This window comes from Actinopolyspora lacussalsi, assembly GCA_030803735.1.
GTDB classification, from domain to species: Bacteria; Actinomycetota; Actinomycetes; order Mycobacteriales; family Pseudonocardiaceae; genus Actinopolyspora; species Actinopolyspora lacussalsi.
Genome location: JAURUC010000001.1, coordinates 4837465 through 4862222 on the forward strand (window position 1 = coordinate 4837465; position 24758 = coordinate 4862222).

The 24758-nt window shown below is 66.6% G+C and carries 26 protein-coding genes; 22 read left to right on the forward strand and 4 right to left on the reverse strand.

What is annotated here, in order from left to right; translation table 11 throughout:
- The first annotated feature begins 48 nt into the window (after positions 1-48).
- The 5 genes from thrB (at position 49) to prmC (ending at position 6882) form a co-directional block, all read left to right on the forward strand.
- Positions 49-933, forward strand: coding sequence for a homoserine kinase (thrB, locus tag J2S53_RS21590; RefSeq protein WP_456242855.1), 885 nt, complete (start codon positions 49-51; stop codon positions 931-933).
- A gap of 1036 nt (positions 934-1969) precedes the next feature.
- Complete coding sequence (rho, locus tag J2S53_RS21595; RefSeq protein WP_456242529.1) at positions 1970-4000, forward strand: transcription termination factor Rho; 2031 nt, start codon at positions 1970-1972, stop codon at positions 3998-4000.
- Between the two features lie 435 nt (positions 4001-4435).
- The gene (gene rpmE, locus J2S53_RS21600; protein WP_092923946.1) at positions 4436-4666 is read left to right on the forward strand and encodes a 50S ribosomal protein L31; all 231 of its coding nucleotides are present in this window, start codon (positions 4436-4438) and stop codon (positions 4664-4666) included.
- 81 nt (positions 4667-4747) lie between these two features.
- Positions 4748-5818 (forward strand): peptide chain release factor 1, encoded by a 1071-nt coding sequence (prfA, locus tag J2S53_RS21605; RefSeq protein ID WP_456242530.1) that lies wholly within the window; start codon positions 4748-4750, stop codon positions 5816-5818.
- 176 nt (positions 5819-5994) lie between these two features.
- A complete protein-coding gene (prmC, locus tag J2S53_RS21610) occupies positions 5995-6882 on the forward strand; it encodes a peptide chain release factor N(5)-glutamine methyltransferase (protein ID WP_456242531.1) in 888 nt (295 codons plus the stop codon).
- Positions 6883-7011: 129 nt separating this feature from the next.
- Here the strand turns inward: prmC and J2S53_RS21615 are convergent, their stop codons facing one another.
- Positions 7012-7887, reverse strand: coding sequence for an alpha/beta fold hydrolase (locus J2S53_RS21615; protein ID WP_456242532.1), 876 nt, complete (start codon positions 7885-7887; stop codon positions 7012-7014).
- Positions 7888-8008: 121 nt separating this feature from the next.
- Here J2S53_RS21615 and J2S53_RS21620 point away from each other — a divergent pair, with 121 nt between their 5' ends.
- The 13 genes from J2S53_RS21620 (at position 8009) to J2S53_RS21680 (ending at position 19281) form a co-directional block, all read left to right on the forward strand.
- Entirely contained in the window at positions 8009-8656 is a 648-nt protein-coding gene (locus tag J2S53_RS21620) for an L-threonylcarbamoyladenylate synthase (protein WP_092975916.1), read from the forward strand.
- A gap of 383 nt (positions 8657-9039) precedes the next feature.
- Positions 9040-10179 (forward strand): MraY family glycosyltransferase, encoded by a 1140-nt coding sequence (locus J2S53_RS21625; RefSeq protein WP_092975913.1) that lies wholly within the window; start codon positions 9040-9042, stop codon positions 10177-10179.
- A gap of 20 nt (positions 10180-10199) precedes the next feature.
- A complete protein-coding gene (locus tag J2S53_RS21630) occupies positions 10200-10679 on the forward strand; it encodes a hypothetical protein (RefSeq protein ID WP_456242533.1) in 480 nt (159 codons plus the stop codon).
- Between the two features lie 278 nt (positions 10680-10957).
- A complete protein-coding gene (gene atpB, locus J2S53_RS21635) occupies positions 10958-11737 on the forward strand; it encodes a F0F1 ATP synthase subunit A (protein ID WP_092923931.1) in 780 nt (259 codons plus the stop codon).
- 60 nt (positions 11738-11797) lie between these two features.
- The gene (locus J2S53_RS21640; protein WP_092923928.1) at positions 11798-12055 is read left to right on the forward strand and encodes an ATP synthase subunit c family protein; all 258 of its coding nucleotides are present in this window, start codon (positions 11798-11800) and stop codon (positions 12053-12055) included.
- A 33-nt stretch (positions 12056-12088) separates the two neighbouring features.
- Positions 12089-12643, forward strand: a complete 555-nt coding sequence (locus J2S53_RS21645) for a F0F1 ATP synthase subunit B (RefSeq protein WP_092923926.1) — start codon at positions 12089-12091, stop codon at positions 12641-12643.
- Between the two features lie 71 nt (positions 12644-12714).
- On the forward strand, positions 12715-13545 hold the full coding sequence (locus J2S53_RS21650) for a F0F1 ATP synthase subunit delta (protein WP_092975907.1): 831 nt from the start codon (positions 12715-12717) through the stop codon (positions 13543-13545).
- Positions 13546-13623: 78 nt separating this feature from the next.
- A complete protein-coding gene (gene atpA / locus J2S53_RS21655; RefSeq protein ID WP_456242534.1) occupies positions 13624-15276 on the forward strand; it encodes a F0F1 ATP synthase subunit alpha in 1653 nt (550 codons plus the stop codon).
- A gap of 10 nt (positions 15277-15286) precedes the next feature.
- A complete protein-coding gene (locus tag J2S53_RS21660) occupies positions 15287-16207 on the forward strand; it encodes a F0F1 ATP synthase subunit gamma (RefSeq protein WP_092923917.1) in 921 nt (306 codons plus the stop codon).
- Position 16208: 1 nt separating this feature from the next.
- A complete protein-coding gene (atpD, locus tag J2S53_RS21665; protein ID WP_092975905.1) occupies positions 16209-17642 on the forward strand; it encodes a F0F1 ATP synthase subunit beta in 1434 nt (477 codons plus the stop codon).
- A 155-nt stretch (positions 17643-17797) separates the two neighbouring features.
- Positions 17798-18163, forward strand: coding sequence for a F0F1 ATP synthase subunit epsilon (locus J2S53_RS21670; protein WP_092923911.1), 366 nt, complete (start codon positions 17798-17800; stop codon positions 18161-18163).
- Between the two features lie 12 nt (positions 18164-18175).
- On the forward strand, positions 18176-18631 hold the full coding sequence (locus tag J2S53_RS21675; protein ID WP_092975902.1) for a DUF2550 domain-containing protein: 456 nt from the start codon (positions 18176-18178) through the stop codon (positions 18629-18631).
- Between the two features lie 176 nt (positions 18632-18807).
- Positions 18808-19281 (forward strand): GNAT family N-acetyltransferase, encoded by a 474-nt coding sequence (locus J2S53_RS21680; RefSeq protein ID WP_456242535.1) that lies wholly within the window; start codon positions 18808-18810, stop codon positions 19279-19281.
- A 454-nt stretch (positions 19282-19735) separates the two neighbouring features.
- On the opposite strand, the gene J2S53_RS21685 is transcribed toward J2S53_RS21680, so the two are convergent.
- Complete coding sequence (locus J2S53_RS21685; RefSeq protein WP_456242536.1) at positions 19736-20320, reverse strand: cob(I)yrinic acid a,c-diamide adenosyltransferase; 585 nt, start codon at positions 20318-20320, stop codon at positions 19736-19738.
- A 133-nt stretch (positions 20321-20453) separates the two neighbouring features.
- Between J2S53_RS21685 and murA the strand changes: the two genes are divergently transcribed.
- The 3 genes from murA to J2S53_RS21700 all read left to right on the forward strand — a co-directional run bounded on the left by murA (position 20454) and on the right by J2S53_RS21700 (position 22588).
- Positions 20454-21710, forward strand: coding sequence for a UDP-N-acetylglucosamine 1-carboxyvinyltransferase (gene murA / locus J2S53_RS21690; protein ID WP_456242537.1), 1257 nt, complete (start codon positions 20454-20456; stop codon positions 21708-21710).
- Positions 21711-21937: 227 nt separating this feature from the next.
- Positions 21938-22309, forward strand: a complete 372-nt coding sequence (locus tag J2S53_RS21695; protein WP_456242538.1) for a hypothetical protein — start codon at positions 21938-21940, stop codon at positions 22307-22309.
- Between the two features lie 75 nt (positions 22310-22384).
- Positions 22385-22588 carry a DUF397 domain-containing protein gene (locus J2S53_RS21700; RefSeq protein WP_456242539.1) on the forward strand — a complete coding sequence of 68 codons (204 nt, stop codon included), beginning with the start codon at positions 22385-22387 and terminating at the stop codon, positions 22586-22588.
- Between the two features lie 486 nt (positions 22589-23074).
- On the opposite strand, the gene J2S53_RS21705 is transcribed toward J2S53_RS21700, so the two are convergent.
- Positions 23075-23536: a Rieske (2Fe-2S) protein gene (locus J2S53_RS21705; protein ID WP_456242540.1), complete on the reverse strand. Its 462-nt coding sequence runs from the start codon at positions 23534-23536 to the stop codon at positions 23075-23077.
- 152 nt (positions 23537-23688) lie between these two features.
- Between J2S53_RS21705 and J2S53_RS21710 the strand changes: the two genes are divergently transcribed.
- Positions 23689-24078 carry a hypothetical protein gene (locus tag J2S53_RS21710; RefSeq protein WP_456242541.1) on the forward strand — a complete coding sequence of 130 codons (390 nt, stop codon included), beginning with the start codon at positions 23689-23691 and terminating at the stop codon, positions 24076-24078.
- Positions 24079-24151: 73 nt separating this feature from the next.
- Here the strand turns inward: J2S53_RS21710 and J2S53_RS21715 are convergent, their stop codons facing one another.
- Positions 24152-24733, reverse strand: coding sequence for an NUDIX domain-containing protein (locus J2S53_RS21715; protein WP_456242542.1), 582 nt, complete (start codon positions 24731-24733; stop codon positions 24152-24154).
- Positions 24734-24758: the final 25 nt, after the last annotated feature.

The following is a 24758-nucleotide window of genomic DNA, read 5'->3' on the forward strand; positions in this document are numbered from 1 at the left end:
GGTTACGACGCCGAATCGGCCGCGGGTGGAACGGATTCCGCTTTCCGGGTGACCGTTCCCGCTTCCACCGCGAATCTCGGTTCCGGGTTCGACACGCTGGCCGTGGCGTTGGCGCTGCACGATGTCGTGGAGATCACCCGCACCGATGCCGCACCGCGGACCGCGCGTGTCGAGGTCACCGGCTCCGGTGCCGGTGAGGTCCCCGTCGACGAGAGTCACCTGGTGGTTCGGGTGCTGCACGCGACCATGGATCGACTCGGTGTGCCACCGCCCGCGCTGCGGCTGCGTTGCACGAACGCCGTACCGCACGCGCGGGGGCTCGGTTCGTCCGCCGCCGCGATCGTCGCGGGGGTGGCAGCCGGTTATCGGCTGGCCGGGCTCGACGTTCGCGCCGAGCCGGTTCGTGCGGAGGCGCTGCGACTGGCGGCCTCCTACGAGGGACACGCCGACAATGTCGCGGCGGCGCTGTTCGGCGGGTTGATCGTCGCGTGGAATGTGGAAAATCGTTATCGATCCGTTCGGCTGGAACCGCATTCGGAGCTGGCTCCCGTGGTGTTCATACCCGGCGTGGAGTCCGCCACTCACACGATGAGGGGGTTGCTGCCGGAGACGGTGCCGCACTCCGACGCGGTGTTCGCCGCCGGGCGCACGGCTCTGGCCGTGCACGCGCTGACCACCGAGCCGGAACTGCTGCTCGAAGCCACCGAGGACCGGCTGCACCAGGAGTACCGCGGGCCCGCGATGCCGGAAACGCTGGAACTCGTCCACCGGCTCCGGAATAACGGAGTGCCGGCCGTCGTTTCGGGGGCAGGCCCCACGGTGTTCGCCCTGCCACGCGGCGGTGAGCTTCCCGATTCGTCGGTGGTGGGGGACTTCGAGGTCAGGCGGCTGGATGTGGACCGGACTGGTGTGCGGGTCGACCGGATGAGTTGACCGGGGCGGTGGTCACCGGCATCGTCCGTCGCTCGTCCTCGGGGCGGTGACACCGGTCCCAACTCGTCCCCGATGGGGTTTCCCGGCAGGTGTTCCGTGACGGTGGACCCCGATCGGGGCCGGGGTCGTGGTGGCCGGTGTTTCGAGTGGTATAAAGGGAATGTCGGCATCGCCGTCGTCGGACCGGCGGTCCTGCGAGGCCCGGGGCACGGTAGCCGGGGCCGGTGAATTCCCGTGCTGTCGCACCGGGTTCGTGGTTCGGCGGGTGAGACCGACAGACTCGTGACCGAGTAGGGGGCGCTCCAGCTGTGGGCGTGTCATGCTCTTGGTTGTTGCACCGGAGTGACTCGGCGTATACCCTCAAGGTCAATCAGTCACCGGGCGCATCGGCGCCGGTGCCTTGCCCGGGAGTTTCTTTCCGGGATGCATCCCTCGCTGTGAATCGACTGCACCTTACGGGTGAAGATCAGGATGGCGGGTGGCCGATCGCGGTGACCGAGGCAGGAGTTGTCAACTCAATGGGGTTCGCGTCGTCGAGTCGAACTTCACGCAGTTGCCGGTGTCGGACTGGGAGCTCTGGCGTTACGGATTGTGGTTCCGCACGGCAGTCACGAATAACTCGGTGACCACAGTGGAGGTTTCGGCCTCTCTGGTCACCGTATTCCGCGACCGCGCGGGATCGCGCTCCGAACGAACAGTGCGGACCTCCTCGACATCGGTCGATTCGGTGAGTCCGGTAACGAGTGAGCAGCAAGGTACGCATCCGGGAGTGGTGAACGGACACGGTCACGGTTGTTCCGGCAGGTGGTGGTACCGCTGTGGACGAGTGATATCACCACGGGTGCGCGAGTCGGGCGCCTCCGCTGCCCGGTGCTGCCGGTTTTCGAGTGGGTGCCGACACCACGCGCGCCGGGTGTCCTCGTCGAGTTCATTCGATAAAGGGGCCGGTAGCACTACAAGGCCGCTCGTGTTCGCAGCGAGCGGGGTAATCCGCTGGGCCGCGTAGGAGGCGCGGATCCGGTCAGGAAGGACATTCGTGAGCAACACCGATCTGTTGAGCAGCGAGACGACCAACGGCGTCTCTCCGTCCGGCCGGCAGGAGTCCGAGTCGCAGCAGGCAGCCTCCGGATCAGGAACCAACGGCAGCGCACGCCGCCGGGGTGGCCTGTCGGGCATGGTGCTCGCCGAACTGCGGCAACTCGCCGACGAATTGGGGATCGACACCACGGGCTTGCGTAAGGGCGACCTGATCGCCGCAATCAAGGAGCGCCAGGGAGGTACCGCCGCGCCACGCCAGGCGGAGTCCGGTACCCGTCAGCCGACTCTCGACCAGCAGGCGGCCCCGGAGAACAACACCCAGGACACCGAAAGCCGAGGCACCAAGGGTCAGCAGACCAAGGGGCGAGGCGGCAGGGATCAGGGCGCCGGGAACCGGACGGCGGAGCGGACGTCCGGCAAACCCGCCGCGGGCTCGCCCTCCGATAAGGACGATGCCCAGGACCCGGCCACCGAATCCGGCACCGAGAAACGCTCCAACGGTTCCGCACCGAATCGGGGCGGTTCACGTCGCTCCGGTAACGACGGATCCGGTGAGGAGGGACGCCGGAACAACCGTCGTCGCCGTTCCTCGCAGCGTCCGTCCGGCAACCAGGACCAGGACGAGCGCGGCGACCGCAACGACCGGGGCGGCGGCGCGGACGGCGGGGGTCGGGCGGAACGCACCGACAACCGCCAGGATCGCCAGGACCGCCAGGACGGCGGTAACGGTGACAGGCAGGAGAACCGTCGGGACGGTCGTGGCGAGAACAACCGCAACGACAACAACAGGCAGGACGACGAGGATCGCGGCAACAGGCGCAGCCGTCGTTTCCGGGACCGCAGACGCGGGCGTGGCCGTGGCGACAACGAGCCCGAGGTGCGCGATGACGACGTGCTGCTACCCGTGGCAGGCATCCTCGACGTGCTGGAGAACTACGCGTTCGTCCGGACCTCCGGCTATCTCGCCGGACCCAACGACGTCTACGTCTCGCTCTCGCTCGTTCGCAAGTACGGACTGCGTCGTGGCGACGCCCTCAAGGGTGTGGTCCGGCAGCCGCGTGAGGGTGAGCAGCAGCGGCAGAAGTTCAACCCGCTGGTGCGGGTCGACGCCATCAACGGGCTGGAGCCCGAGGCCGCCAAGAAGCGTTCGGAGTTCCACAAGCTCACTCCGCTCTACCCCAACGAACGGCTCCGTCTGGAAACCGACCCGCAGGGTATGACCAGCAGGGTTATCGACCTGGTCATGCCCGTCGGCAAGGGGCAGCGTGCGTTGATCGTCTCCCCGCCGAAGGCGGGTAAGACGATGATCCTGCAGTCGATCGCCAATTCGATCACCACGAACAACCCCGAGTGCCACCTGATGGTCGTACTCGCCGACGAGCGCCCCGAAGAGGTCACCGACATGCAGCGCTCGGTCAAGGGTGAGGTCATCGCCTCCACCTTCGACCGTCCGCCGTCGGACCACACCACGGTCGCCGAGCTCTCCATCGAGCGTGCCAAGCGGCTGGTCGAGATGGGACACGACGTGGTGGTGCTGTTGGACTCGATCACGCGTCTCGGCCGTGCCTACAACCTTTCCGCGCCGGCGTCCGGACGGATCCTGTCCGGTGGTGTGGACTCCACGGCGCTGTATCCGCCCAAGCGGTTCCTGGGTGCGGCACGCAACATCGAGAACGGCGGTTCGCTGACTATTTTCGCCACCGCGCTGGTGGAAACCGGTTCCGCCATGGACACCGTGATTTTCGAGGAGTTCAAGGGAACCGGCAACGCCGAGCTCAAGCTCGACCGCAAGCTGGCCAACAAGCAGCTGTTCCCGGCGGTGGACGTGGACGCCTCCAGCACTCGTAAGGACGAGCTGCTGATGTCGTCCGACGAACTGGCCGTGCACCAGAAGCTGCGCCGGGTGCTGGCGGCGTTGGACACGCAGCAGGCGCTCGAACTGGTCCGGGACCAGTTGCGCAAGACCCGTACCAACATCGAGTTCCTCACCCAGGTCGCCAAGACCACTCCGGGCAAGGAGGACGAGTAGGGGAGCGCGTGGGACGGGCTGTGTCGGTGGTGCGGTGAGCCGTCGCGAAGCGGCTCCCACCGCTTCTCGGGATGCCGAACCGACGTAGCGACACAAGCCCGACCCAAGCTCGAACCAAGCTCGACCCTTGCGGCTCGTGGAGTCCGTGACGAAATTCGCGGGCCAGGCCGTGCCCGGCCCGTGAGGTCACGTGAGGTGTCGCCTCGCGGCGTTGGGCCGCTCTCGAGTGGCGCGAGCTACGGGGACTCGACGAGCACCGACGCGAGCGGTTCACACCGTCCCCGGGCGCGCCTCCTCCGGGAATACCCACACTGCCTCGGGCGTTGCCGAGCAGCGGTCCCCGGTCTGACAGAATCGGGACCTGTTCCGGTTCCGGTGCCGGTTCACCTCCGGTTGACACCGCGAGGACCCGGTGCCACGAAGAGAGGACGAGACATGAAGAGCGACATTCATCCCGAGTACGTCGAGACCCAGGTCATCTGCGACTGCGGGCACAGCTTCACCACCCGCAGCACCAAGACCAGCGGGCACATCAGCGTCGAGGTCTGCTCCAACTGCCACCCGTTCTACACGGGCAAGCAGAAGATCCTGGACACCGGCGGCCGCGTGGCCAAGTTCGAGGCTCGGTACGGTCGTCGTCCGCAGAACGCTCGCACCAAGAAGTAGCCGGGTCCGCGGCGCCCGCCGTTTCGACAACGTGGCGGGCGCCGTTCTCGTATCGGACTCGTAGCGAAAGTGGGGAGCACCGTGGAGACGTCGAGGCTCGAGGAGTTGCTCGCCGAGTACACCGAGCTTGAAGGGCGGCTCGCGGATCCGGACGTGCATGCCGACCAGGCGCGTGCCCGTAAGCTCGGTAAGCGACACGCCGAGTTGACTCCGATCGTGCGCACGGCGCGAGAGCTCGAGAACGCCCGCTCCGACCTGGCCACCGCACGGGAACTCGCCGACGAGGACCCCGGTCTGGCCAGTGAGGCCGAGCAGCTCGAGCGGCGGATTCCGGAACTGGAGGACAGGCTCGCCGAACTGCTGGCGCCGCGGGATCAACGCGACGGCTCCGATGTCGTGCTGGAGATCAAGTCCGGCGAGGGCGGCGAGGAGTCGGCGCTGTTCGCCGGTGATCTGCTCCGGATGTATCTGCGGTTCGCCGAGCGGCAGGGTTGGCATGCCGAGATACTCGGCGCCACCGAATCCGACCTCGGCGGGTACAAGGACGTCATCGCCACGGTCAAGTCCAAGGGCGAGCCCGGTCTCGAAGGAGTTTGGTCCAAGCTCAAGTTCGAGGGCGGGGTGCACCGGGTGCAGCGTGTTCCCGTCACCGAGTCGCAGGGACGAGTGCACACCTCCGCCGCCGGTGTGCTGGTTTACCCGGAGCCGGAGGAGGTCGAGGTCGAGGTCGACGAGAAGGACCTGCGCATCGACGTCTACCGTTCCTCGGGCCCCGGCGGGCAGAGCGTGAACACGACCGACTCCGCGGTGCGGATCACACACCTGCCCTCGGGTGTCGTGGTGGCTTGCCAGAACGAGAAGTCGCAGCTGCAGAACAAGCTGCGCGCCATCCAGGTGCTGCGCGCTCGACTGCAGGCCATGGCCGAGGAAGAGGCCGAACGCGAGGTGGCGGAGACACGACGCAGCCAGGTCCGTACCGTGGATCGCTCGGAGCGGGTGCGTACCTACAACTTCCCGGAGAACCGGATCTCCGACCACCGCATCAACTTCAAGGCGTACAACCTCGACCACGTGCTCGAAGGTGAGTTGGATTCGGTGCTCGGCGCGTTGCGTGAGGCCGATCGGAACGAACGGATGCAGGCCGGGGTCTGATTCCGGTTTCCGCCCGATCCGCCGATCGGAGCCCGTGAGTCCGTCCGTGCTCGACCACCGGGAACGCCGGGCCTCGGTTGGTCCGTTCTCGGACGTCTCCGAAGCCTCCGGGGCAGCGCACGGTGAATCTCGCCGAACTCGCCCCCCGCGAGCATGCTGAAAGGATCGTTACCACCGTGGAACGAAAGCCGTTGCGGTTGGCCATCCTGGAAGGCGAGCGCGTGTTGGCAGCGGCGGGGATTCCCAGTCCACGTGCCGATGTGGAGTCACTCGCGGCTCACCTGCTCGGTGTCGAGCGCCCTCGGTTGCTGCTGCTGCCACCCCTCGAACCCGCCGTGCTCGACTCGTTGCAGGAGTTGGTACGTCGCCGCGCGGAGCGCGTCCCGCTGCAGCATCTGACCGGTACTGCCGCGCTGGGGAGCACGACGCTCTCCGTCGGCCCCGGCGTGTTCGTGCCTCGCCCGGAAACCGAGCAGTTGCTGGAATGGGCATTGACCCGCATCCGGTCGGTGCGTGACCCCCTCGTGGTCGATCTGTGCAGTGGATCCGGCGCGCTCGCGCTGGCCGTCGCCCGGCAGCGTACCGACGCTCGCGTGCTTGCCGTGGACAACGATCCGGCCGCGTTGGAATGGGCTCGGTACAACGCCGACTCGCTCCGTACCACCGCGGACACCTCCGTGGAGGTGGTCGCCGGGGACGTCACCGACCCCACCCTGCTCACCGGGTTCGACGGGATCGTCGACCTGGTGGTCTGCAATCCGCCCTACGTGCCGGAAGGCACTCCGGTGCCTCCGGAGGTGTGGGAGTACGACCCGTACACGGCGGTCTTCGCCGGTCGTGACGGTCTTGAGATCGTGCCGCACGTGCTGACGCGTGCCATCGGCCTGCTGCGTCCCGGTGGGGTTCTCGCGGTCGAGCACGACGACACGCACGCCGAGGCGGTGCCCGCGCTCATGAACGACAGCGGGACGCTGACCGAGGTGCGGGATCATTCGGATCTGGCGGGGCGGCCTCGTTTCGCCACGGCCGAGAAGAAGCCTCAGGGCCCCTCCGGGAGCTCGTGACGGAGCTCCTGCGCGCGGTCGGGCAGCCGTGCACGTGAGTCCGCGCCCCGCGGCGCGGCGATTTCGCGAGAGATCGACGCCGCCCCGAAGCGGTTCCGACGATGTGGGTCAGGATTCCCGCCACGTGGGTCAGGGATTCCCGCCACGGTTGAGGAACTCCCGTAGCGCGGCGTTGAACTCGCCGGGTTTCTCGCGGTGGCACCAGTGGCCGGCTTCGGTGAGCACCCGCAGTTCCGAGCCCGGCACGACATCGGCCGCCGTTCGGGAGACCTGGAGCGGAACCCGCCGGTCGGCCGCACCGTGGATCAGCATGGTCGGGCAGCGGACACGGTCCAACAGCGGCAGGTGGTTGACCCGCATGCTCCGGCTACCCACCGCCTCGAAAAGCCAGTCGGAGAATACCGAATCCGTCCCGCGAAGTTCCGCGAGAACTTCGTCGAGCAGCTGTTCGAGGTCGGCCACGCGTCCGGGTGCGTGCAGCACACCACGACTCAGGTATCGCCGACACGTCCCCCGGGAAAGCTTCGCCAGCCTCGCGATCGCCGGTCCCGCGACGCGGGATCGCAGCATCAGATACATCGGCAGTTGTCCGGCGATCCGGTGTCGCAGGCCGCCGGAGGCGACGAGTACGAGTCCGCTGGCCCGATGCGGATGGCGCAGTGTGAAACCCGTCACCGCACTGCCCCCGGTGGACAGTCCCACCAGCACCGCCCTCTCGACCCCCCAGAGATCCAGCAGCCAGCGCAGTATCTCCTCCATCGTGCGCTGTCCGACCCGGCCCGACCAGTTCCGGCTGCCACCGTGCCGGGGAAGATCCGGGACGAAGACGCGGTGGTCCGCCGCCAGGGCCGGAATCGTGTGCCGCCAACTGATCATCGCGTTGTCGATGCCGCCACCGTGCACCAACACGATCGCGGGACCCGCCGTGCCTGCCCGGTAGTAGCGGATCGTGCCCGCCGGGAACTCGGCGTGTTCGGTCGCCGAGCCCTGTGGTGGAGCGGTCATGGGGTGTCCTCCTGGAACCGTTGTCGACCCTGGCGAGGAAGATCGCCCGGACATGTTGCCCGATGTGCGGGTGAGGTACCACTCGCAGCCGAGTTTCGGGCGCGTGCCAGGATTTGGGACTGTGAGCACGGTCTATGATTGCGACAGCCCGGACGGTCGCAGTGCCGGCCTGAGCAGGGCTGCGAGTTCGTTGCGCGGCGGTGGACTGGTTGTCCTGCCGACCGACACGGTTTACGGAATCGGTGCGGACGCGTTCGACCCGGAGGCGGTCCGCGCACTGCTCTCGGCGAAGGGACGCGGCCCCGACATGCCCGTTCCGGTGCTGGTTGGCTCTTGGAACACCGTCGACGGGTTGGTCATGTCCGTGCCGCGGCAGGCCAGGGCACTCATCGAGGCGTTCTGGCCCGGTGGGCTTTCGCTGGTTCTACCGCAGGCACCCTCCCTGTCCTGGGACCTGGGGGAGACCCGTGGCACGGTCAACCTCCGGATGCCGCTGCACCCGGTGGCCCTGGATCTGTTGCGCGAGGTCGGCCCCATGGCTGTTTCGAGTGCCAACACCACCGGCAATCCCCCCGCCGCCACCGTGGAGCAGGCGCGGGAGCAGCTCGGTGAGGCCGTTCCGGTCTATCTGGACGGCGGGCCCTCCGGCGAACCCGTCGCTTCCACGATCGTGGACCTTACCGGGGATCAGCCGCGGGTGCTGCGTGAAGGAGCGGTCGGTCGGGACGAGCTGGCCGCCGAACTGGGTGTCGAGCTACCGGTGGAGTAACACGCCGTTCGTCTCGTACCGCTGTTCGTCCGACCCGCTCCTCCCGCGGACGGGTGAGTAGCCGCTGCGTGGAACTCGTGTCACTCTGCGCCGTGCGGGGTATTGACCTGCTGAAACGGCGCCGCGGTGATGTCCCGAGATCGTCGGTGCGGACCCGCGCGGCGTGCCGCACCGCTTCTCGATAGCGTGAACGAGCGTGCGCGGCCAGTGGACGACGCCTTCGTCCCGTGCCGCGCGGTTGTCGGCAACGGCGCGTCGGCGCGGTTGCGCCGGTTTTCGTGTTCGCCCCGGAAAATGACGAGGAGCAACCAACGGTGACTGTGCTGTCGTGGGATCAAAGCGGTGTCGTACGCCACGTTCCCACGCACGGCTAGGTGGCGACGATGGATACCGTCCCCTCCTGGGCGCCGGTCGGGGTGCCCGCACGCGAGTACTTGCTGGTGTGCCTGACTTCCGCGGCCGTGACTTTCCTGCTCACCGGGCTGATCCGGATTTTCGCCATCCGCGGCCGTGCCGTGGCACATCCCAGACGCCGGGACGTGCACTCGACCCCCATCCCCAGGATGGGCGGGGTCGCGATGTACTTCGGCGTGCTCGGCGGCATGTTCCTCGCCGGTAACCTGCCCGCTCTCTCCCGCGGGTTCGACTACTCCAACGACGCGCTCGCCGTGATCTTCGCCGGTGGGCTGATCACGCTCGTCGGCGCGCTGGACGACCGCTTCGAACTCGATTCGTGGACCAAGCTGGCTGGTCAGGTCACCGCGGCGGGGATTCTGGTGCTGATGGGCGTGCAGTGGTACATGCTGCCCGGCGGCCAGGGCGGTGAGTCCGGTTCGGTGCTGGTGCTCAGCGGAAACCAGGGGCAGCTGCTGACGGTGCTGTTGACCGTGGCCATGGTCAACGCGATGAACTTCGTCGACGGGTTGGACGGTCTCGCCTCCGGCATAGGTCTGATAGCCGCCAGCGCGACCTGTGCGTTCTGCCTGGGGCTGCTCAACGACCAGGGTGGCGACGTCACGGCTTATCCGCCCGCGCTCATCGCGGCGACCATAGCCGGTGCCTGTCTCGGTTTCCTGCCGCACAACTTCCAGCCCGCCCGCATCTTCATGGGTGACTCGGGATCCATGCTGATCGGGCTGATGCTCGCCTCGGCCAGCACCACCGCCGCGGGCAAGATGGACCCCACGAGCCTGGACGCCTTCGGGCTGTTCGCTCCGTTGTTGGTGGTGGCGGCGGTGCTGTTCGTGCCGCTGCTCGACCTGAGCCTGGCCGTGGTGCGCAGGACCAGGGCGGGTAAGAGCCCGTTCCACGCCGACAAGATGCACTTGCACCACCGGTTGCTGGAGCTGGGGCACTCGCAACGGCGTGCGGTGCTGCTCATCTATCTGTGGGCCGGGGTGGTCGCGTTCGGTGCCGTCTCGCTCACGCTGTTCGACGATATGCTCCTCGTGGCATGGGCTGTGGGCTTCGCGGTGCTCGTAGCGGGTACCGTATCCGCGATACCCCGAATGAGGACCAAGTAGAACTTCGCGGCGGGAGAGTGATGACGGAAGCGACCGGAACGCCCGACGACACCGACCGGCCCACGGCCGAGGAGACGAATCCACACGCCCGGACGGTGCGCCGGTTGGCCGCGGCCATGCTTCGCGCCGCCGTGCTGCCGGGCGCCCTGGCCGTGCTGTTGTGTACGGTCGTCGCCGCTTTCCTGACAGGGATGCCGGGGCTGCTGGGCGGGTTGATCGGTGGCGCGGTGGCTTTCGGTTCGTCGCTGCTCACGCTGTGGTTGATGCGAAGTACGGCCGATTTTCACCCGATGTTCGTGATGGTGGCCGCGCTGGGCGGCTACATCGGGAAGATGATCGTGCTGTTCGTGGTGGTGACCCTGCTGCGTGGGCTCGACTTCGTCCACGTGGATTCCGTGGCGCTGACGATACTGGTCACGGTCCTGGTGTGGACCGCGGCCGAGGTGCGCGGCTTCCGCAAAACCAGGACTCCCACGATCGCGGTGGCGGACCGCTCCTGAACGAACCGACTCGCCCCGGGAAACGCGTCCTGGCGTGTGGGCGTTACGACCGTTTTATTACCGAATGGTAGGGTTCGCTGCGCAGGTAACTCGGGTTTCGACACGAGTACGTCCTCCGCTCCCGGGGGTCGTGGTCCGTCCCGTGGGGCTTGCCTGGCGGAACCTGCCCGGTGGGAGGGCCCCTTAGTCCTCGATCGTGTATCAGGTACGTTGAGTGCAAATCGTGACGATTCCCCCGGTGGAGTTAGCTCCAGCCGGGAGAACCGGAAGGAGCCCAGTTGGGCGCGCTGGTGTTGAGCCAGGGCGGAACTTTCGAGCCGCCCGGTGTCGATAGCTTTTTCCTCCCGCCGATCTTTGGTGAAGTCACCAAGCCGATCGTGCTCGTAGTGCTCTCGGCTGTCATCGTCGGTGCGTACTTCTTGATTGCCACCCGCAATCTCAAGTTGGTACCTGGCAAGGCTCAGTTCGCGGCGGAGTACATCTACGACTTCAGCAGGAACACGATCGCCAGGGATCAGATCGGGGCGCAGCACTTCCGCCCCTTCATCGGGCTGATCTTCGGGCTGTTCACCTTCATCCTGGTGAACAACCTGTTCGGGATCATTCCGCTGATCCAGTACCCCACGATGGCCAAGATCGGTTTCCCGATCGCACTGTTCCTCATGGTCTACGTCGTTATCCACACCGTGGGATTCCGGCGGCACGGCTTCCTGGGGTACTTCAAGCATGTGATGTTCCCCCCGGGGGTACCCAAGCCGGTCTACGTTCTGCTGGCCCCCATCGAGTTCCTGCAGAAGTTCCTGTTTCAGCCGGCGGCGCTGGCCATCCGAGTCTTCGCGGCCATGTTCGCCGGACACCTCATTCTGCTGGTGTTCACCCTCGGTGGGCAGTTCCTGCTGCTCGAGGGGAGTGCGCTGCTCAAGCCGGTTTCCATCGTCAGCTTCGCCTTCGCGATCCTTCTGACCTTCGCCGAGGCCTTGATTCAGGTCTTGCAGGCGTACATTTTCGCGGTGCTCACCGCCAACTTCATCGGTGCCGCACTCGCGCAAGACCACTGAAGGACAGATCGAGACCTCACGATCCGCGAGTTATGCGGACCGAGTTGAAAGGTAGTAACAGTGAGTAACATCGTTCTTGCACAGGCTGCGGAGACCGCAAGCAACATCAACCCTGGTCTGGCCGCCATCGGCTACGGCCTCGGTGCGATCGGTCCCGGTATCGGCGTTGGTCTGATCTGGTCGGCCGTTATCAACGGAACCGCTCGCCAGCCCGAGGCGCAGGGCCAGCTGATGGGTATCGCCTGGATCTCCTTCGTTCTGGTCGAGGTGCTGGCGCTGATCGGTCTGGTCATCTACTTCATCGCTTCCGCCGCCTGAGTCTGACAGCTTGACGGGTTGGGAGAAGTCCTGATGGAGAACAAGATGGTGCTGGCAGCGGAGGGCCACAATCCGATTCTGCCCGCCCCGGCCGAGATAATCGTCGGTTTCGTCGCGTTCGCCGCCCTCCTCTTCGTGCTCTACAGGTACGCCGTTCCACGCTTCGAGAAGGTCTACCAGGAGCGCAGCGAGCGGATCGAGGGTGGCATCGCCCGTGCCGAGGAGGCGCAGGCCGAGGCACAGCGCACCCTGGAGCAGTACAAGGCACAGCTCGCCGAGGCACGCGCGGAGGCCGCCAGGATTCGCGACGACGCCCGTGCCGAGGGGCAGCAGATCCTGGACGAGATGCGTTCGCAGGCTCAGGAGGAGAGCGACCGCATCATCAGCCAGGGGCAGGCACAGCTCGCCGCGCAGCGTTCGCAGGTCATCGCGGAGCTGCGTGAGGATCTCGGCAGGCAGGCCGTTGATCTGGCGAGCAAGGTCGTCGGTGAATCCCTCGAGGACGAGGCCCGGCGGCGCGGCACGGTGGACCGGTTCCTGGACGAGCTGGACGCCGCTTCCGCCCCGTCGACATCGGCCAACAGCTGAACGGTTCCGACCGTTCGGTCGAAGGTCGAAGGGACGTAAGTGATGGGCCCAGGAGAGAAAGGCGTGCAGAGTTGAGCACCCTCGTGAACGCCGCGAGTCGCGATGCCCTGGCAGCCAGCGAGCTGCAGCTGTTGCAGGCCACTGACGGGGCAGGACCCGCGGAGATCACCGGGCTCGCCGAGGAGTTGTTCGGGGTCGCCGCGCTACTGCGCGGCGAGTCCGCCCTGCGGCGTGCTCTTGCCGATGCCGCCACCCCCGCTGAGTCCAGGCAAGGTTTGGTCCGCGAACTGCTGACCGATCACCTCGGTGCACGGGCGCTGCCGGTGGTCACCGAGGCGGTGGGAGTTCGCTGGTCGTACCCCGGTGACCTGGTGCACGGTCTCGAACGGCTCGCCCGTGTCGCGCTGCTGGTGCAGGCCGAGCGTGCGGGCAGGCTCGACGCGGTCGAGGACGAGCTGTTCCGGCTGGGCCGCATCATCGGCGGTCAACCCGAGCTGGAACGGTTGTTGTCGGACCCCGCGGCCGATGCCACCGGTAAGGGAGCCGTCATCCAACAGCTGGTCGGCGGCAGGGTCGAGGACGTGACCGAGCGACTGGTTCGGCAGTTGGTCGAGCAGTCGTCGGGGCAGCACCTCAGCGAAGGGCTGGAGGAGCTGGCCGAGCTTTCCGCCAAGCGGCGGGAACGTTCGGTCGCCCACGTTCGCTCGGCGATTCCGCTCAGCGACGAGCAGCAGCAGCGATTGGCCAGTACCCTGCAGCGCATATACGCGCGGCCGATTGCGGTACACCTGGAAGTGGACCCGCAAATCGGTGGTGGGCTGGTCATCCGGGTCGGTGAGGAAGTCATCGACGGCAGCACGTCCGGACGGCTGCAGGCACTGCGGCGCGACCTCTCCGACTGACGGACGGCATACCCGAGCCCGTCGTCGGAAGGGGCCGGACCCCCTTTCCACAGAACGAAGCGAGAGCAGGAACGAGACATGGCGGAGCTGACGATCTCGTCGGACGAGATCCGCAGTGCGATCGAGAAGTACGTCTCCAGCTACTCACCCGAGGTCAGCCGCGAGGAGGTCGGGGTCGTCACGGACACCGGTGACGGCATCGCCCATGTCGAGGGTCTGCCTTCGGTCATGACCGAGGAACTGCTGGAGTTCCCCGGCGGCATCTACGGCGTCGCGATGAACCTAGAGGCGCAGTCGATCGGTGCGGTCATCCTGGGTCAAGCCGACCAGATCGAGGAGGGCCAGGAAGTCAGGCGCACCGGCAAGGTGATGTCTGTACCGGTTGGCGACAACTTCCTCGGCCGCGTGGTCAACGCGGTCGGTGAGCCCATGGACGGGCTCGGCGACATCGAGGCCGAGCAGAACCGCGACCTGGAACTGCAGGCCGCTTCGGTCGTCCAGCGCCAAGAGGTCAACGAGCCGATGCAGACCGGCATCAAGGCCATCGACTCCATGACCCCGATCGGCCGTGGCCAGCGCCAGCTGGTCATCGGTGACCGCAAGACCGGCAAGACCACGGTCGCGCTCGACACCATCATCAACCAGAAGAGCAACTGGGAGAGTGGCGACGCGGAGAAGCAGGTTCGCTGCGTCTACGTCGCGATCGGCCAGAAGGGCTCGACCATCGCCGCGGCGAAGCGTTCGCTGGAGGAAGCGGGCGCGATGGACTACACCACCATCGTCGCCGCCCCCGCGTCGGACTCCCCGGGCCTGAAGTGGCTGGCCCCCTACGCGGGATCGGCCATCGGTCAGCACTGGATGTACCAGGGCAAGCACGTGCTGATCGTCTTCGACGACCTCTCCAAGCAGGCCGAGGCCTACCGTGCGATCTCGCTGCTGCTGCGGCGTCCGCCCGGTCGTGAGGCCTACCCCGGCGACGTGTTCTACCTGCACTCCCGGCTGCTGGAGCGTTGTGCCAAGCTGCACGACGACCTGGGCGGTGGTTCGATGACCGGCCTACCGATCATCGAGACCAAGGCCAACGACGTGTCGGCCTACATTCCCACCAACGTCATCTCCATCACCGACGGACAGTGCTTCCTGCAGTCGGATCTGTTCAACTCCGGGCAGCGCCCCGCCATCGACGTCGGTATCTCGGTGTCCCGTGTCGGTGGTTCCGCGCAGCTCAAGGCGATGAAGACCGTCACCGGTTCGTTGAAGATCGACCTGGCGCAGTACCGTGAGCTGGAGGCCTTCTCCGCGTTCGCCTCCGACCTGGACGCCGCCTCCAAGGCGCAGCTCGATCGCGGTGCGCGCCTGATGGAGATCCTCAAGCAGGGTGAGGGTTCGCCGTTCCCCGTCGAGGAAGAGGTCGTCTCGCTCTACCTGGGCACGAAGGGGCACCTGGACGACGTCCCGATCGCCGGCGTGCGTCGGTTCGAGTCCGAGTTCCTGGCGCACATGCGGCGCAACCAGGACACGGTGCTCAAGGACATCGTCGAGAGCAAGAAGCTCTCCGACGACGGTGTCCGGGCCATCGAGGACTCCGTCACGGAATTCAAGAAGCAGTTCACCACCTCGGAAGGCGGTGCTGCGCTCCCGCAGCACGACGAGGCCGGCACCGTGGAGGCCGACGAGGTCGCCCAGGAGACGGTGAAGGTCAACCGCCCCGCCGGGGACAGCGAGAAGTGACCGGGTAGCTATGGCTCAGCTTCGCGAACTACGAGACCGCATCCGGTCGGTGCAGTCGACCCGGAAGATCACCAAGGCGCAGGAGCTCATCGCCACCTCGCGGATCACGCGGGCACAGGCGAGGGTGGAGGCCTCCAGGCCCTACGCCGAGGAGATCACCAGGGTGCTGACCGCACTGGCCGATGCCAGCCCACTCGATCATCCGCTGTTGGTCGAGCGGGAGAACTCCAAGCGCTCCGCCGTGCTGGTCGTCACCAGTGATCGCGGCTTCTGTGGTGCCTACAACGCCAACGTGATCCGCGCGGCGGAGGAGCTGCAGAACACGCTGCGGCAGCAGGGCAAGACCCCGCTGCTGTACGTGATCGGACGCAAGGGCGAGGCGTACTACCGATTCCGCAACCGGGAGATCACCAAGAGCTGGAGCGGTTTCACCGATCGGCCGGACTACGCCAACGCCGCGGACGTCGGTGAGACCTTGGTGAATGCCTTCATGCAGGGCACCGAAGAGGCCAAGCATCGGGAGACGCCCGAGGACGTGCTGGGCGTGGACGAGATCCATCTGGTGCACACCGAGTTCGTCTCGATGCTCACCCAGCGTCCGATCATCCGGCGCGTCGCTCCGCTGGAAGTGGAGTACACCGAATCGCAGGGACTGCGACCGGCATACGACTTCGAGCCGGACGCCTCGACCCTGTTCCGGGAGCTGCTTCCGAAATACATCAACACCCGCCTGTTCGCCGGGTTGCTGGATTCGGCTGCCTCCGAGCACGCCGCGCGCCGTACCGCCATGAAGTCGGCCACGGACAACGCGGACGAGATCGTGCAGAACCTCAGCCGTGAGGCAAACCGGGCGCGCCAGGCCCAGATCACCCAGGAAATCAGCGAGATCGTCGGTGGTGTCGAGGCGCTCTCGTCTGCAGGAAGTGAGTGACATGACTGCAACTGCCACTAGCACTGCTACTGGCACCGGTCGCGTCGTCCGGGTCCTCGGCCCGGTGGTGGACGTCGAGTTCCCCCGCGATCACGTGCCGGACCTGAACAACGCGCTGTCCGTGGAGATCACGGCAGTGGGGATGTCGAACAACGTCACGCTCGAAGTCGCGCAGCACCTCGGTGACAACGTGGTGCGCACCATTTCGATGCAGCCCACCCAGGGCCTCGTGCGTGGCGCGCCGGTCACCGACAGCGGTTCCCCCATCTCCGTGCCGGTCGGTGACGTGGTCAAGGGCCACGTGTTCAACGCCCTCGGCAACTGCCTGGACGAGCCCGGTTACGCTTCCGACGCGGAGCGTTGGAGCATCCACCGGAACCCGCCGACCTTCGACAAGCTCGAGGGCAAGACCCAGTTGCTGGAGACCGGCATCAAGGTCATCGACCTGCTGACTCCTTACGTGCAGGGCGGCAAGATCGGCCTGTTCGGTGGTGCCGGTGTGGGCAAGACGGTGCTCATCCAGGAGATGATCCGCCGTGTCGCCAAGAACTTCGGTGGCACCTCGGTGTTCGCCGGTGTCGGTGAGCGTACCCGTGAGGGCAACGACCTCTGGGTCGAGATGTCGGAGTCCGGCGTGTTGGCCGACACCGCGCTCGTGTTCGGCCAGATGGACGAGCCGCCGGGCACCCGTATGCGGGTGGCGCTGTCCGGGCTCACGATGGCGGAGTACTTCCGCGACGTGCAGAACCAGGACGTGCTGCTGTTCATCGACAACATCTTCCGGTTCACCCAGGCCGGGCAGGAGGTCTCCACCCTGTTGGGCCGGATGCCCTCCGCGGTCGGCTACCAGCCGACCCTGGCCGACGAGATGGGTGCGCTGCAGGAGCGGATCACCTCCACGCAGGGGCGTTCCATCACCTCCATGCAGGCGATCTACGTGCCCGCGGACGACTACACCGACCCGGCGCCCGCGACCACGTTCGCCCACCTGGACGCGACGACCGAGCTGTCCCGGTCGATCACCCAGAAGGGGATCTACCCGGCGGTCGACCCGCTGACCTCCACCTCCAGCATCCTCGACCCCGGCATCGTCGGGGACGACCACTACCGGGTGGCCCAGCAGGTCAAGCAGATCCTGCAGAAGTACAAGGAGCTGCAGGACATCATCGCGATCCTGGGTATGGACGAGCTTTCCGAAGAGGACAAGGTCACCGTCAACCGGGCGCGCCGGATCGAGCGTTACCTGTCGCAGAACTTCTTCGTGGCCAAGCAGTTCACCGGCCAGGAGGGCTCCTTCGTGCCGTTGAAGGAGACCATCGAGGCGTTCGACAAGCTCTGCAACGGTGATTTCGACCACTACCCGGAGCAGGCGTTCCTGTCCATCGGTGGGCTCGAGGACCTGCAGCAGGCCTACGAGAAGTACAACCAGGAGTGATCGGGTAGTCACCCGTTGCTTCGACGGATCGCGGGTGTCGGGACTCCCGGCACCCGCGCCGTGTTCGGGACGGTTCGAACCACGGTGATGCCGCTGTTCGGGCGTGCCCGATCCATCGGATAGACTACGACGACACACCGACGAAGGAGACACGCGTGGCCGAGATGTCCGTCGAGCTGGTCGCCGTGGAGCGCCGACTCTGGTCCGGTACCGCGACCAGCGTGGTTGCTCAGACGACCGAAGGTGTAATCGGCATCCTGCCCGGACACGAGCCGATGCTCGGTCAGTTGGTCGAAGGGGGAGTCGTGAAGATCACGACCCCCGATCACGAGACCGTCACCGCCGCGGTGCACGGTGGTTTCCTCTCGACCTCGAACGGCGTCGTCAGCGTTCTCGCGGAGTCGGCGGAGCTGGCTCAGGAGATCGACGTGGCCGCCGCACGGCGTGATGCCGAGGGCGATGATGAACAGGCCAGGGTGCGGGCCAGGTCACGGCTGCGAGTGGCGGGCTACTCCGTCTGACGGCCACGACGAATGAGCCCCTCGATCCTGCTGCTTGCCCTCGTGCTCGGCTCGGCGGTTGTCGTCGTGCTGGCCGTGCTCGGCGGTCTGCTGCTGGCGCGTCGGCGGTTGGGCAAGCTCAAGGCGGGGGGCATCGAGGTCGCACTGCGGGTCCACCGCGGTGAACCCGGTCGGGGCTGGCATCTGGGGGTCGCGCACTACCACGGCGAGGAGTTCGCCTGGTATCGCGCGTTGAGTTTGCGTTCCGGCCCCGACTGGGCACTCAACCGAGGCGACATGGAGATCGCCGCTCGGCGCAGCCCCAGTACCGCCGAGACCTACACCATGCCCGCCGGATCGCTGGTGGTACACCTGAGCCGACCCGGCGACGACATCGAGATCGCGATGGGCAACGACGCGTTGACGGGTTTTCTCTCCTGGATGGAATCGGCGCCGCCCAGCAGTGTCGCCCCCTGGGCCGGGCACTGAGGTTTTCCGGTCGGATCGCGTAGGGGCTCGGGTGGTGACCTCTCGCGCGGCTCTCGCCCAGCGGCGCGGCGATTTCGCGAGAAATTGACGCCCACCCCGCCGTGCCGTCCCAGCGGGGCGGAAACTTCCGGGGAATTCCGTGGTGGACTTCGAGACGCATTGCTTAGCATGGCGGAGTGCGAATCGAAATCTGTCGCTACGATCACCCCGACGCGGGTGAACTCGTCCGTCAGGTGCAGCAGGAGTACGTCCACCGCTACGGTGGGCCCGACAGCACGCCGCTGCTGCCCGAGGACTTCCTGCCGCCGCGTGGACTGTTCCTGATCGGCTACCGCTCCGAGCTTCCGGTGGCGATCGGTGGCTGGCGTTCGCAGGACTCCGACGTCGACGGATTCGAGGACGGCGACGCCGAGATGAAGCGGATGTACGTGGTTCCGGAAGCACGTGGCTCCGGCCTCGCGCGGGCGGTTCTCGCCGAGCTGGAGGACACCGCCGCACGGGCCGGCCGGAAGCGTATGGTCCTGGAGACCGGGCTGCAGCAGCCCGAGGCGATCGGTCTGTACGAGTCGTCCGGTTATCACGAGACAGCCAAGTTCGGGGTGTACCGCGACGAGCCCGACAGCAGATGCTTCGCCAAGGAACTCAACTAGACCTTGGAAAGGTGTTCTGGCGCGGTGGCCGGGTAGCCGTCACGTGAGTCGGCGCCTTGCCGCGTTGGGCCGCTCTCGAGTAGCGACCTACGCGGCGAGCGGCCCGGCCTCGCGATGCATCCGACTCACGCACCGGGGGCATCCCCGCTGCGATCCACACGGTCGCGTCCCGACTGCGGTCCCGGCGCGGCGATTTCGCGAGAAATCGACGCCGCCCCGAGGTCGGGTGGTGGAACCTCTCGCACGGCTCTCGCTGCGGGAGGCCCGACCTCGGGTAGCGACCTGCACAACGTCGGGCCTTCCTCACGAGAGCCGCACGCGAGAACCCGCGGCGGTGCGAGCTGCGGGTTTGGTGGGAAATCGGCGCTGGGAGCGCCGATTGATGGATCTGCCTTCACCGCGATACCGACGGCGGGAAGTCGATCCACCTGAGGGAAGTCGAACCGGCTTCGGGTCATGACTCCTGTTCCGCGTTGCCACCGGGACGCCACAGGACGTCGCCCGCCGGGTTCGCCACGCGGGCGAGAATGAACAGCAGGTCGGAGAGCCGGTTGAGATACTTGGCCGGTGCCTCGTTGGTGTCCTCCGCATGGGCGTCGAGCAGCCGCCAGGCCGAACGCTCGGCCCGCCGAGCCACACAACGGGCCTGGTGCAGCAGCGCACCACCGGGAGTGCCCCCGGGGAGTATGAACGACTCCAGCTTGCCCAGCCGCTCGTTGTACTCGTCACACCAGCTCTCCAGCCGCGACACGTAGCTCGGCTGTACTCGCAGCGGTGGATACTTCGGTTCCGCCAGTACTGGGGTGGCCAGATCCGCCCCCACGTCGAACAGGTCGTTCTGCACCGCACGCAGCACGTCGTGTACGTCAGCGTCGAAGGTGGCGGTGGCCAGGGCGACACCGAGCACGGAGTTGGTCTCGTCCACGTCCGCGTAGGCTTCCAGCCGCGGATCGGTCTTCGACACCTCGGAGTTGTCCGAGAGCCGGGTGGTACCCGAGTCGCCGGTACGCGTGTAGATCTTGGTCAAGTGCACGCTCATGCGTGCAAGCCTATGCTTCCTCGACCCTCGAACCGTTTCGGCGGCCGTTTCGGGGTATCGGTGGGCGCGTTGGTCCGATCGTTGTACCACCCACTCGGATATCAACCGCACCGCGGCCGTAACCTGGCTGTCCGTGAGTGAGCATTTCCGGGTAAACGGTGGCGCCCGTCTCGTCGGAGAGGTCGGCGTGGTCGGCGCCAAGAACAGCGTGCTGAAGCTGATGGCCGCTTCGCTGCTGGCCGAGGGAACGACGACCATCACGAACTGCCCGGAGATCCTGGACGTCCCGCTGATGGCCGATGTGCTGCGCAGCCTGGGGTGCTCGGTCAGCGTCGACGGTCCCACCACCACCATCACCACACCGCCCGATATCAGTCACGAAGCCGTTTCGGTTCACATGAGCAGGTTGCGTGCCTCGGTGTGCGTACTCGGGCCGCTCGTGGCTCGCTGCAGGCGCGCGGTGGTCACCCTGCCCGGTGGGGACGCGATCGGTTCCCGACCGTTGGACATGCACCAGAACGGGCTGCGGCAGCTGGGGGCTTCCAGTCACATCGAGCACGGTGCCGTGGTGGCCGAGGCCGACAATCTGCACGGTGCGCGGATATGGCTCGATTTCCCCAGCGTCGGTGCCACCGAGAACATTCTGATGGCCTCGGTACTCGCGGACGGCACCACCGTGATCGACAACGCGGCCCGCGAACCGGAGATCGTGGATCTGTGCGTGATGCTGCGGCAGATGGGCGCACGGATCGAGGGAGCGGGTACTTCCACGTTGACAGTGCACGGTGTGCCGAGGCTCGAACCGGTTCGCCACCAGGTCATCGGCGACCGCATCGTGGCGGCGACCTGGGCCTTCGCCGCCGCTGCCACCCGTGGCGACGTGACCGTGCACGGGGTGGATCCGAACAACGTGAATCTCGTGCTGGAGAAGCTGCGCGGCGCGGGGGCCGAGGTCTCGTTCGAGGACGAGAGCTTTCGCGTGGCCATGGACCGGCGTCCCAGCGCGGTGGACTACGTCACGTTGCCGTTCCCCGGTTTTCCCACCGATCTGCAGCCAATGGCACTCGCCCTGTCGGCCGTGGCCGACGGTACATCCATGATCACCGAGAACCTCTTCGAATCCCGGTTCCGCTTCATCGAGGAACTGGTCCGAATGGGTGCCGATGCTCGTACCGACGGGCACCACGCCGTGGTGCGGGGGCAGGAACGGCTCTCCAGCGCTCCGGTGTGGGCCTCGGACATCCGGGCCGGAGTGGGGCTCGTTCTCGCGGGGCTGTGCGCCGAGGGAATCACCGAGGTCTGGGACGTCTTCCACATCGATCGCGGTTATCCGGACTTCGTCAAGCAGCTGTGCGGGCTGGGGGCCGACATCGAGCGGGTGTCCGACTGACAGGAGCCCCGAGCGTCGAAGTTCAGCCCGTTCCGGCGGAACCTCCGGCGAGCTACCCGAGGTCAGGCACGGACGTCGAATTGTGCTCGGCACCCCGACGGTGCCGTTTCGCCGGGGAACTACACACTTGCGTGTGGTTACATTTGGTGTTCGTTCAGTTACCTTGGGTGTGCTGTCGATGATCTTGGCGTGGTTGTCGTCGGCATTGCAGGGGAGTTCACGCGGCCATGGAAGACGAAGTGCAGAGTCCTCGACACGATCTCGACCATCCGAACGCGATCCGGCTGACACAGTCGGAGTGCCCGCATCCGCGGGAGCGGCTGCGCTGGCTCGGTGATTTCACCGGACCGTTCGAGCAGTGGCTGGTCCAGATCGACTGTCTGCGGTGCGGTGGTTCATGGGATCACAACTCCCGGGACAGCGATGCTCCCTGGGAGCAGGTGACCCAGATGCTGGATGAAGGCAGGTTCAGCAAGCTGTGTTCACGTATCGGTCCGGTACCCGGCGAGACCCGTGCGGCCGCTGCCGTGACCGCGCGCAACTCGGAGATTCTGCACGATCTCAAGAGCATGGGTGCGATGAAGTTCCCGATCGACTGAAGGCGCGGCTCGCTGCAGACCGTGTTCCGTGAGCGTCTCGGGCTCTCGGGCCGCAGGATCCGATGAGGAGCTGATATGGGCTTCGACTGGTCGCAGGCGACCTTCCGCAAGGCGGAAGCCTCCAGCATCGAGGGCACCGAGTGCGTCGAAGTGGCGCGACTCGGTGATACCTACGGCATAAGGAACTCACGGGATCCCGACGGGCCGGTACTCGAGTTCACCGGGGCGGAGATGGCGGCGTTCGCTTCCGGGATCAGAAACGGTGAGTTCGGAGTCTGATCGAAGTTTTCCGGTCGGGTTGTCGAGCTACTCGCTTGGCGGAACCTCCCGCCGGCTCTCGCCCCGGGAGGCCCGACCTCGGGTAGCGACCTGCACAACGTCGGGCCTTCCTCGCGAGAGCGCGACGTGGAAGAACCCGCGGGTCGGTACTGCAGGGGCTTCTCCGGCGTTTCCAGCGCCGGGAAGGCCCATGCGGAGCAGCCCATACGACAGGGGAACGTCACCGCGGGACTCTTCCGTTGTGCCCGGTACGCCGTTACTTCAGGGGCGGTCCCGTCCGTGCTCGGACGTGCCGAAACCGCCCAGGAAGACCACCGTTGCCGCGGATGTCATGCCACACCCCGCCGCATTCGTCTCGTGTCACCGGGACGGCGGTACCGCTCGACGAGAGCGGGACGACCGCGCTCGACGGGCCACGGACGGAACGTATCGCGGACATGGGGTTCCGACGTGCTTCCTGGTGAGCTCCCGAGGTGAAGACTTCGGTCAGCCCTCTCCGCTGATGATCCGTTCCCCTTCCACGTGAACGGCGATCCCGGGAAGCGCGGTGCGGGCCGGACCACTGACCACTTCACCCGAGGAGGATTCGAACACCGAGTTGTGGCAGGGGCAGCGCAGCCGCTCGCCGTCTGCCCGCACTGTGCAGCCCATGTGGGTGCACACCGCGCTGTGCGCGGTGAACTCCCCCTCGCTCGGCTGGGCCAGCGCGATCTGTTCGTTGTCGGGGCCCTCGGTTATCAGCGCGCCACCGACCGGAACCTCGTCAACACGTGCCAGTGCGTTGCCCTGCTTCGGGCTTTCCTCCGTCGGGGAGTCGGTCTCCTCGGTGGTCGTCAACGAGGACCCGCTGTAGGAACCGTCCCCGCAGCCGCTCAACGCCGTCACGCCCGCGACGGCCCCTCCGGTGACCAGTAACCGACGACGGGAGGTCGCTCGTTCGGAACTCATCTCGCCTCCGAGCTGTCACTCGCGTCGAACCGCATGATACCGGCATAGTGGCACGGTCGCCGAGTGCGGTACAGCATTCCGGGAAGTGAACGGAGCGCGCGGGCATCGGCGTACCTGGTGACGGACACTTCGACGGCGGAGCTGGAAATACCATGAGCCCTTCTGACCAAGCCGGACGCGCGACCGTCGAGCTGTTGAGGACACTGGTGGCGACAGGACTGCTCATGTCCGCCGTGGTGCACCTCGAGCTCTGGGCGCAAGGTGTGCGCGACGTAGCGGTGATCGGACCGCTCTTTCTGCTCAACGCGGTCGCGGGAGTGGTGCTCGCGTTCGTGTTGCTGTGGTGGAAGCACTGGCTTCCCGTCCTCGGTTCGCTCGGATTCGGCGTTCTCACGCTGGTCGCCTTCTTCCTCGCGGTCACCATCGGTCTGTTCGGTTCCGAGGAGGTGGCGGTGGGTGTTCCGCAACTGCTGGCCGGGGTCGCCGAGGGCGTAGTGATCGTGGCCGCGGTCCCGTTGCTGTTGCTCGGCAGCCACGACTGATCGAAGTTTTCCGGTCGGGTTATCGGGTCACTCACTCGGCGGAACGACCGCGTCCCGGACTCCCGCACTCCCGTTACGAGTCGTGCGCCTCGTCCGCTCCGCCTCGTTCGTGCAACAACAACAGCGTGTAGGCGGCGATGGACTGCGCATCGGTTATCTCACCCCGTCGGATCATCCTTTCGAGTTCCGCACGTGTGAACCAGGCCGAGCGCATGTCCTGTTCCTCGGGTTCACGTTCGTGCTCGCCGGGGGTGAGACCGGTGGCGAGGAAGGCGCGACCCCGTTGGCTGGACAGTCCGGGAGCCACGTCCAGCGAACCGAGCTCGACGAGACGCTCGGCTCGCAGGCCGGTCTCCTCGCGCAGCTCGCGCCCGGCGAGTTCCAGCCCGTCGAGCTCGGTGAGACCGGGTGCGGTCCCCTGCGGAAACTCCCAACGGCGTATCCCCAGTGGATAGCGGTACTGCTCGACCAGCCGCACTCGTTCGGCGCCCGGAGCGTCGCTCCCCTCACCGGTTTCCAGCGGGATGATCAGAGCGTAGTCGGGCTTGTCCACGACGCCGTAGATCCCGTCGGAACCGTCCGCACGCCGGATGGCGTCCTCGCGGACGGTCATCCACGCATTGGCGTAAACCTGCCTGCTGCTCTCGGTTCGCATCTGCTCGGTCCTCTTTGGATGTGGT

What these genes read in the sequence shown, in the direction of transcription:
- atpD (WP_092975905.1), top strand. Translation starts at nt 16,209, where the DNA reads ATGACTGCAACTGCCACTAGCACTGCTACTGGCACCGGTCGCGTCGTC.
- rpmE (WP_092923946.1), top strand. Translation starts at nt 4,436, where the DNA reads ATGAAGAGCGACATTCATCCCGAGTACGTCGAGACCCAGGTCATCTGC.
- J2S53_RS21675 (WP_092975902.1), top strand. Translation starts at nt 18,176, where the DNA reads ATGAGCCCCTCGATCCTGCTGCTTGCCCTCGTGCTCGGCTCGGCGGTT.
- J2S53_RS21685 (WP_456242536.1), bottom strand. Translation starts at nt 20,320, where the DNA reads ATGAGCGTGCACTTGACCAAGATCTACACGCGTACCGGCGACTCGGGT.
- J2S53_RS21645 (WP_092923926.1), top strand. Translation starts at nt 12,089, where the DNA reads ATGGAGAACAAGATGGTGCTGGCAGCGGAGGGCCACAATCCGATTCTG.
- J2S53_RS21695 (WP_456242538.1), top strand. Translation starts at nt 21,938, where the DNA reads ATGGAAGACGAAGTGCAGAGTCCTCGACACGATCTCGACCATCCGAAC.
- J2S53_RS21710 (WP_456242541.1), top strand. Translation starts at nt 23,689, where the DNA reads ATGAGCCCTTCTGACCAAGCCGGACGCGCGACCGTCGAGCTGTTGAGG.
- J2S53_RS21615 (WP_456242532.1), bottom strand. Translation starts at nt 7,887, where the DNA reads ATGACCGCTCCACCACAGGGCTCGGCGACCGAACACGCCGAGTTCCCG.
- J2S53_RS21700 (WP_456242539.1), top strand. Translation starts at nt 22,385, where the DNA reads ATGGGCTTCGACTGGTCGCAGGCGACCTTCCGCAAGGCGGAAGCCTCC.
- J2S53_RS21630 (WP_456242533.1), top strand. Translation starts at nt 10,200, where the DNA reads ATGACGGAAGCGACCGGAACGCCCGACGACACCGACCGGCCCACGGCC.
- J2S53_RS21715 (WP_456242542.1), bottom strand. Translation starts at nt 24,733, where the DNA reads ATGCGAACCGAGAGCAGCAGGCAGGTTTACGCCAATGCGTGGATGACC.
- atpA (WP_456242534.1), top strand. Translation starts at nt 13,624, where the DNA reads ATGGCGGAGCTGACGATCTCGTCGGACGAGATCCGCAGTGCGATCGAG.
- J2S53_RS21705 (WP_456242540.1), bottom strand. Translation starts at nt 23,536, where the DNA reads ATGAGTTCCGAACGAGCGACCTCCCGTCGTCGGTTACTGGTCACCGGA.
- J2S53_RS21660 (WP_092923917.1), top strand. Translation starts at nt 15,287, where the DNA reads ATGGCTCAGCTTCGCGAACTACGAGACCGCATCCGGTCGGTGCAGTCG.
- J2S53_RS21625 (WP_092975913.1), top strand. Translation starts at nt 9,040, where the DNA reads ATGGATACCGTCCCCTCCTGGGCGCCGGTCGGGGTGCCCGCACGCGAG.